Origin of the sequence: Candidatus Aquicultor secundus (assembly GCF_002791875.1) — a bacterium.
GTDB classification, from domain to species: domain Bacteria; phylum Actinomycetota; class Aquicultoria; order Aquicultorales; family Aquicultoraceae; genus Aquicultor_A; species Aquicultor_A secundus.
The window spans coordinates 1-8,016 of the sequence record NZ_PFNG01000062.1 but is presented as its reverse complement, the minus strand read 5'-3'; the positions used below and the strand labels follow the sequence as shown (position 1 = coordinate 8,016).

The 8,016-nt window shown below is 50.5% G+C and carries 7 protein-coding genes; all 7 read right to left on the bottom strand.

The genetic code is table 11. From position 1 onward, the window contains the following. The coding region (locus COY37_RS02550; RefSeq protein ID WP_286975897.1) for a cell division protein FtsQ/DivIB at positions 1-783 on the bottom strand (783 nt) is incomplete at its 3' end. Between the two features lie 110 nt (positions 784-893). Then, entirely contained in the window at positions 894-1,847 is a 954-nt protein-coding gene (gene murB / locus COY37_RS02545) for a UDP-N-acetylmuramate dehydrogenase (RefSeq protein ID WP_286679023.1), read from the bottom strand. A 35-nt stretch (positions 1,848-1,882) separates the two neighbouring features. Then, on the bottom strand, positions 1,883-3,283 hold the full coding sequence (gene murC / locus COY37_RS02540) for a UDP-N-acetylmuramate--L-alanine ligase (RefSeq protein WP_286679024.1): 1,401 nt from the start codon (positions 3,281-3,283) through the stop codon (positions 1,883-1,885). A gap of 58 nt (positions 3,284-3,341) precedes the next feature. Then, positions 3,342-4,472: an undecaprenyldiphospho-muramoylpentapeptide beta-N-acetylglucosaminyltransferase gene (murG, locus tag COY37_RS02535; protein WP_286975893.1), complete on the bottom strand. Its 1,131-nt coding sequence runs from the start codon at positions 4,470-4,472 to the stop codon at positions 3,342-3,344. Further along, entirely contained in the window at positions 4,378-5,763 is a 1,386-nt protein-coding gene (gene ftsW, locus COY37_RS02530) for a putative lipid II flippase FtsW (RefSeq protein ID WP_286679026.1), read from the bottom strand. The genes murG and ftsW overlap by 95 nt, the downstream gene beginning before the upstream one ends. After that, on the bottom strand, positions 5,738-7,117 hold the full coding sequence (gene murD / locus COY37_RS02525; RefSeq protein WP_286679027.1) for a UDP-N-acetylmuramoyl-L-alanine--D-glutamate ligase: 1,380 nt from the start codon (positions 7,115-7,117) through the stop codon (positions 5,738-5,740). The genes ftsW and murD overlap by 26 nt, the downstream gene beginning before the upstream one ends. A 109-nt stretch (positions 7,118-7,226) precedes the next feature. Further along, positions 7,227-8,016: phospho-N-acetylmuramoyl-pentapeptide-transferase (mraY, locus tag COY37_RS02520; RefSeq protein ID WP_286975891.1), on the bottom strand; the 790-nt coding region annotated here is incomplete at its 5' end.

The following is an 8,016-nucleotide window of genomic DNA, read 5'->3' as shown; positions in this document are numbered from 1 at the left end:
CGAATCGATACGGCGCAAGACCGGGTCTGAGTGGGGGTAGCTTCGGATATCGATGAAGATTACCTGGCGGCCCTGTTCCTTAAGGATGCTCTGGAGGACTTTGTTTTTCTGGTCGGCCTGCTTTGCCTCACCATAAAGGATTTCCATGTTGTCTTTATTATATAAGGAAAGTTTGTCGACCGATGGGGCCGAGATCAGAACGATCGTTTTTCTAAGCTCGGGGTCCATGGATTTGAGACACTTAACGGCATTATCAAGCGACTCGTTCATTAATTTATCCCCGACTTTAATTTTGGCCACAGGCAGATCGGTAACAGTAGGGACATTGGCGCCATCTGCGTACTGTCGCTCGGCTACCACAAAGAGATCTTCATCGACAAGGTAAAACTTCCCTCCAAAGGAAATGAGGACGGCCGGCATGCGCTCGACGAGTTCCACTTTGAGCGTGTGCGGTAGCGCCCGTTTAACCGCTACGTCTTTTATCCAGGGTTCCTTAAGTAATTTATTCCGGATATCCTCCGTTGAAACGCTAAGCAGATTCGTCTCCTGATCAACATTGCAAACCTGGGCAATCTTTGCGGCAGGCACCGCCTTATTGCCTGTTATTTCGACCTTGGTAACGTTGAACAGCCCGGAATGATAGAGTTCAAATGCCCCTATCAACACGACAAATACGGCTGCTGCAATAATCGCTATCTGGTTGCGGCGTTTTCGCCGGATAAGGACAAGTTTCTGCTGTCTTTCTTCTGCTTTAGTCTTTGCTATCTGCCTGCCTTCGCTCAACTTGCATCACCTTGTGCTTCCCTTATGCTTCCAATAATGCTTTGAATAAACTACTTATGGTGTAACGATACTCTCTTTTAGTGATATAGTATGTGCCTTCTTATCCTGCCTTATCTGTCATTGGTAGGCGTTAAGAGGACTTTGTCGAACTCCCCTAATAGTTCGACTTCGGGCACCAGCAGGATACCGCGCGCTTCAAAGACCCGCTGCTGCACGGCCTTCATTAGGTGATACACATCGGATGCAGTCGCATAGCCGCAATTAATTATAAAATTCGCGTGTTTGGTGGAGACTTCGGCGCCGCCTATTCTCATACCTTTACACCCGGTCTCTTCTATCAATTTTCCCGCCGAACCGGCTTTAGGGTTTTTAAAGATGCTTCCGGAGTTTGGCAATTGCAACGGCTGGTTGTTCTTACGCTTGGAAAAATAGTCCTCCATCTCATGCTTGATGACCTCCGGATCACCGGGCACAAGAACCAGCGTCGCCTCGACAATTATATCATCTCTGCTTAGACTGCTGTTCCTATATCCAAAATCTATCTGATCGCGCTTCAATACTGTGAGTTCACAGGCCCTCGTATAGGTTACGACATTGCCAACCGTATCACCAATGGATTTTCCATGCGCGCCCGCGTTCATCCTGAGAGCCCCGCCAAGGTTGCCCGGGATGCCCACGGCAAAGCTTAAACCGACGAGCGAGTGCTTTGCGGCTGTTTGGACGAGAGACGGCAACGAAACGGCGGCGCCGGCCTGTATTTTACCCGCCTCGACTCTTTTTCGCATAAAATCTCTTCCCAGGCGCAGGACGATCCCCGGAAAACCGTTGTCAGATACGAGTAAATTGGAACCCTTCCCAATAACAAAAAGCGGAAGTCCCCATTCCTTTGCGGTGGTAAGCACAATGATCAGTTGGTCCAGCGAATCGGCGACAGCAAAGATCTCCGCCGGTCCGCCAACCCTCATTGTAGTTTCTTTGGCAAGAACTTTACCTTTCACAACATTGTCGTTTAAATACTTGTGTAAGGTGCTAAAAGCCCTGCTCACGTAACGGTTGTTCAACATCTGTTCTATTGCTCCATTGCTCTAAAATTGCATACTTATCTTCGATGATTATGCAATTTTAGAAAATCCTCTCCGATAGCGCTTATATCCCCTGCGCCCATGGTAAGAACAAGGTCGCCTTCTCTAACCGTTTCCAACAGGAATTTTGGAATTTCTGTTTTCTTAGGCAAATAAACAACGTTTTTCCTCGGGCTTTCCGCAAGGACGGCATCCACTATGGCTTTACCGGTCACGCCGGGAATCGGATCTTCTCCGGCGGCGTAGACATCCGTAAGAACAACTACATCCGCATTGCTAAACGCCGGACCGAATTCCTTACTTAAAAACTTGGTTCTTGAGTACCTGTGGGGCTGGAACACGCAGATGAGCCTGCTCCAATCGCCGCTTTTAGCCGCGCTAAGCGTGGCCTCAACTTCGGTTGGATGGTGTGCGTAATCATCGACCAGCGTGAAATCGGGGGTTGTCCCGATTACCTGGAAGCGGCGCTTGACGCCCGAGAACCGGCTAAGCGCACCCAACACGGCATCCATCTCAATACCGAGGCTATTGCTTAAAGCGATTGTGGCAAGTGAGTTATAGACGTTATGCACGCCCGGCACGTTTAACTTTACTTCACCGATAAGCGCGCCGTTATGATAGGCGTCATAGGTGCTACCGAACTTATGCAGCACCACATTGCGCGCGATAAAGTTGTGCGCGCTCGGCCGGCTCTCGCCTTCCTGCTCGACACCGTAAGTTACAAATCTCTTTTCGGAGCGCTCCATTAAGCGGGCTACGCCCGGATTATCCGCACATGCGACGACAAACCCGTGTTCGGGCAGCGACTCGACAAATTTTAAGAAGAACTCCTCGATCGCCTCGAGCGAACCGTAATAATCAAGATGATCGGCCTCTATATTGGTCAGAACGATTACTTCAGGATTCAAAAAGAGCAACGAGCCGTCGCTCTCATCGGCCTCGGTGACGAAAAACTCGCCGCCGCCATGCTTGGCGTTGCTTCCAATATCGTTAAGCTCCCCGCCGATAAGAAATGTCGGGTCGAGACCGGTTTTTTCAAACGTAAGCGAGATCATCGAAGTCGTAGTCGTCTTGCCGTGCGTTCCGGCCACGGCTATGCTGCGCAAGTTTTTGCCCAGCTCGGCAAGCATTTCCGCCCTGCGCATTACCGGGATATTACTCTCTTTGGCCGCCTTTACTTCCGGGTTTGTAGTGGGAATTGCAGTGGAAACAACCACCACATCGGGGTCGTTGATGTTACCTGCACTATGGCCGATTGAGATAATCGCGCCTTTTTCTCTTAGTGAAGCGGTATAACGGGATTCTTTCAGATCAGAACCGCTTACTTTATACCCCATATCAAGAAGGACCTTCGCGATGCCGCTCATTCCGGCCCCGCCGATGCCGACAAAGTGGATATGCATCAAGTTTTCAACCATTGTGTCTCCTTACGTTTCTGCATCTTAAGCATCGATAATCTTACATATTCTTAACGTTTTACTTTTCTGTCGAGTGTTTGCGGCTCTCGGCAATTTCAAATACAAGATCGGCCAGCGCCTTATCGGCATCGGGCCGCCCGAATTGCCTCGAAGCCTCCGCCATCTGCAAAAGAGCATCCTCGCTCAAGATAAGCCCATCGACCGCTTTGCTGAGAGACACGCCATCCAAATCCTTATCTAGTATCAACCTGGCGGCGCCGAGCCTTTCAAGCTCACGGCCGTTTTTCTCCTGGTGATTATCCGTCGCATAAGGGTATGGGACCATAATGGCCGGTAGGCCGATTGCGGTGATTTCGGCAACCGTCGTGGCCCCCGAACGACATACCAGAAGGTCGGCCGCAGCATATGCCTCACCCATATTGTCCAGGTAGGGGTAGGCCGTATATTTGAGCTTATCTTCAGGTAGTTTTATCTTATCAATCGCTCTTTGTACCGATTCATAGTTTATCTTACCCGTAGCATGGATTATCTGCAAGCCGTCGTTATGCCGCCACCGATCGTAGGCCTCAACTACCGCCTCGTTTATTTTTTTGGCACCGCGACTTCCTCCAAACACGAGTAAAACTCTCCGGGATGCGTTCACGTCAAATGCTTGTTTGGCCTTGCTTTTGTCGGTCGATAAAATCTCTTCCCTGATAGGATTGCCTGTAAACTCAACCCTTCTATCTGCCGGGAAATACCCCCTCATATCGGGATAGGATACAGCAATTGCACCTACAACCCTGCCAAGGACTTTGTTTACCAGGCCGGGGACGGCGTTTTGTTCGTGGATCACCGTCGGAATCTGCCGCAAGACAGCGCCCCCCACGACGGGTAAACTCACATAGGCACCCATACCCACAACCACGTCCGGCTTAAAACGACGAAACACGCTTACCGCCTCAATCGTTCCCCTACCTGCAGATATGAATGAAACAAGTGCCTTAAACGACGGCTTTCTTGGAAGCCCTCTCGCCTCAATTGCCTTAAAATCAAAGCCGGCCTGCGGTACAAGTGTAGCCTCTAGACCGGTCGATGTGCCTACAAACAATATTTCAAGATCGTTTCTTGCTTTTTGTAGCGCTTTGGCGAGAGCCAGCCCCGGATACACGTGACCCGCTGTTCCGCCCCCGCTTATTATTACTCGCATTAACACGACTCCTGATTTCTTTCTTCTTTACCTTCTTTGTCCTGGCTTTCGAGGTCTCCTCCAGCGCCTTAGCCCTCGCCCGCTTCTTCGATGATTTTGCCCTGTGTTTGCCCTTTTTGGTAGTCTCTTCGATATCCCCGCCGTCAACGGCGCGAAGCGGCTTCCTTCTCCTGCGCGAAGCGGATCCCCTGTTGCCTTCAAGCGCAATACTGAGAAGGATGCCCACCGCTGCGAGATTAGCCATCAGCGACGAGCCGCCGTAACTTATAAACGGCATCGGGATGCCCGTTATGGGCAACACCGCGGTTACCGTCCCCATATTAACGATAGCCTGCAGGGCGACCATGGAAGTCACACCCACGCCGAGCAGGTACCCGAATTGACTTTTGCACTGGCGTGAAATCCTGATTCCATAGTAGGCAAAAAGTGCGAAGAGTGAAATAGTGAATAACGTGCCCAAAAGACCAAGCTCTTCCCCGATAATGGCGAAGATGAAATCGGTGTGGGCGGCCGGCAGGTAAAAATATTTCTGCCTGCTCATCCCAAAACCAACGCCTGTTAGCCCACCCGAGCCAAATGCCAGCAATGATTGCTTGATTTGCCAGCCGTTGCCAAGGGGGTCGGCGTTCGGGTTGAGAAACGAGGTAATCCTGTTTAAGCGATATGATCTGGCAAAAATGAGAGCAATTGCAGACACCGTGCCAAGGGAAGCCGCCGCAGCAATATATTTCATATTAAGACCGCCGACAAACAACATGACAAATAGTGTGATACAGAGGGCGAGAGTTGTCCCCATATCCGGCTGCTTCATAATCAGGAGTATGATCAGCAATATAGCCCCGGCGTAGGGATAAAGTTCTCTTATGTCCTTTAATCCCCTGCTTCTTTTAGAAAAAAAATCAGCGGTAAACAAGATAGCCGCGATTTTTGCCAGCTCAGAAGGTTGTATCTGAAAGCCGCCCAGGGGAATCCAACTGGTGGCGCCTCCGGCATTTTTGCCGATTCCCGGGATGAGGACGGCAACAAGTAATCCAACTGCCGCCCACATGGCGGGCCGCACCATACGCTGCAGGGTTTTCAGGGGAACATTCGACAAGAACATTAAGGCCGCAAACCCTATCCCAGCCGCGATAAGTTGCTTTTTTATGTAATAATAGCTATCGCCCGTGCTCGCATACGCCCGGGCGTGGCTCGCCGAAAGGACCATAATGAGCCCGAACAGGATCATCACGATAACCACGCCGAGCAGCCTGTGATAATTTTTCTTATTTTTTTGTTTTGCTCTCGCCATGTTTTTCTCCGAGCGCCAGAACGGCTTGTCGAAATGCTTCGCCTCTTTGCGCATATCCATTGAATGCATCAAAACTTGCACAGGCCGGTGAGAACAATACAATATCGCCGGGTTGCGCGAGCCTTGCAGCCCGTACGACCGCGTCGTCAACCGTTCCGGCATACTCTTGAAGAGTACCGACAGGTAGCGCCCTTAAAATCTCATGGCCGGCTTCACCAAAACCGACCACCGCTCTTACCTGCCTATTTATATCTATATACTGGGCGAGGGCGGTAAAACTATTTCCTTTATTCCTTCCTCCAACAAGAAGGACAATCGGTTTATTAAAAGCGGTCAACGCCTTTACCGTGGCATCGACGTTCGTTGCCTTTGAGTCGTTGTAATACTCCACCCCATCAACAGATGCGATAAACTCCGTACGGTGGCTTAAACCCGTAAAACCGGCAACCACCTCTTTAATTACTGTGGGCTCGATCCCAAATACCAGAGATATCCCGGCGACGGCCATAATATTATCTAAATTGTGGTCGCCACGGATTTTTACCTCATCAACCCCGCAGATATCAACCTCACCGCCGATATCCGCGATAACGCGACCGTTTCGTATAAAAACTCCCGGATGAAGTTCCTGTTTCTTGCTCGTCCCAACGACTTTTGCCTTTATGTGAGGTGCAAGCGATCGTACTACCTCATCATCCATATTGAGAATCGCGACATCGTCGTCCGTCTGATTCGCGAACAGGCGGTTCTTAGCCCGAACGTAGTCCTCAAAATCCGGGTGCCAATCAAGGTGATCCTCGGTAATATTAAGAAGCACCGATACCTTTGGCCTGAAATCGACAATCGTATCGAGCTGAAAACTGCTCACTTCAACAACCAGTGTTTCGACATCCGCATCGTCAACCGCCGTTACAAGCGGGACCCCGATATTACCCGCAACGGCCGGTTTTTTCCCAGCGGCCTCAAATACCTTTCCGGTTAACGTCGTCGTTGTGGTTTTTCCGTTTGTTCCGGTAATGGCTACAATCGGCTTGCCGGTCAGCCGGTAGGCAAGCTCGATCTCGCTCCATATCGGGATACCACGCCGCCGTGCGGCTTCAAGAACCGGAACGCGGCTCGGCACCCCCGGGCTTACCACTATTAAATTAATTTCATCAAGCAAGCTTTCTTCCTGCTTACCAAGCCGCACGGTAATGCCGCTTTTCTCAAGCTCGGCGGCAACTTGCTTGATTTCATCTTTCTCAGAGGTGTCTGAGGCCAGCACCGTAGCGCCAAGCGCTTTCAGCTTTAACGATGCCGCTTTCCCACTACGTCCAAGCCCTATGACCAGGATATTCTTTTCTACAAACTCCACCCGATTACCTTCTTGTCGCCGTTATCTCGTGGCCGCTACCTAGCCCTCGGTCACACATCAATTAATAAGGGTTTTGAAAATATAAAATTTTCTATTCTCTAGAGCGCCACTAATGTGACGCCGTACTCGTTGCCGTCATAAAGTAGATACCAAACCCAATACCGGCGAAAATGCCGGAAATAATCCAAAAACGCATCATTATCTGCGTTTCAGACCATCCCTGCATCTCAAAATGGTGATGGATCGGCGCCATCTTTAGAATTCGTCGTTTAAACCAGCGATAGCTCACAATCTGGCCGATGACGGAGAGACCTTCTATCACATAAATGCCGCCGATAAGAACAAGCAGCAACTCCGTTTTAGTCAGGATTGCCATAATCGCTATCACACCCCCGAGCCCGAGAGACCCGGTATCGCCCATAAAGATGCTGGCCGGATAGCTGTTGAACCATAGAAAACCGATAGCGGCACCGCCTACCGCGGCACAGATTATTGCAAGATCAAGCCGGTTCTGCCGGAACGCTATGCCGGCGTAGGCAAGCATTGAGATTGTAACCGTCCCGGCGGCGAGCCCGTCAAGCCCGTCGGTCAAATTAACCGTATTCGTTGTCGCCGTCATGATTATGAAAACGAGGGTGATATAAAGAATAGGGACCACTATCGCTTTGTGCATTATCGAGAACTTAAATGCCGGAGAGCCAAGCGGGATTACAAGATGCGTGAGCGGGATTTGCACGGTCGTTGCAAGGTTTGCAAAATTTACCGCCACCAGCCCTACCAGTATCGCTATCACAAGCTGCCAGATAATCTTCGAGCGCGCCTTCAGGCCGAGCGACCTGGCTTTTACGACTTTGCGGTAATCGTCGATAAACCCTACGAGCCCGCAGCCAAAAAGGGCC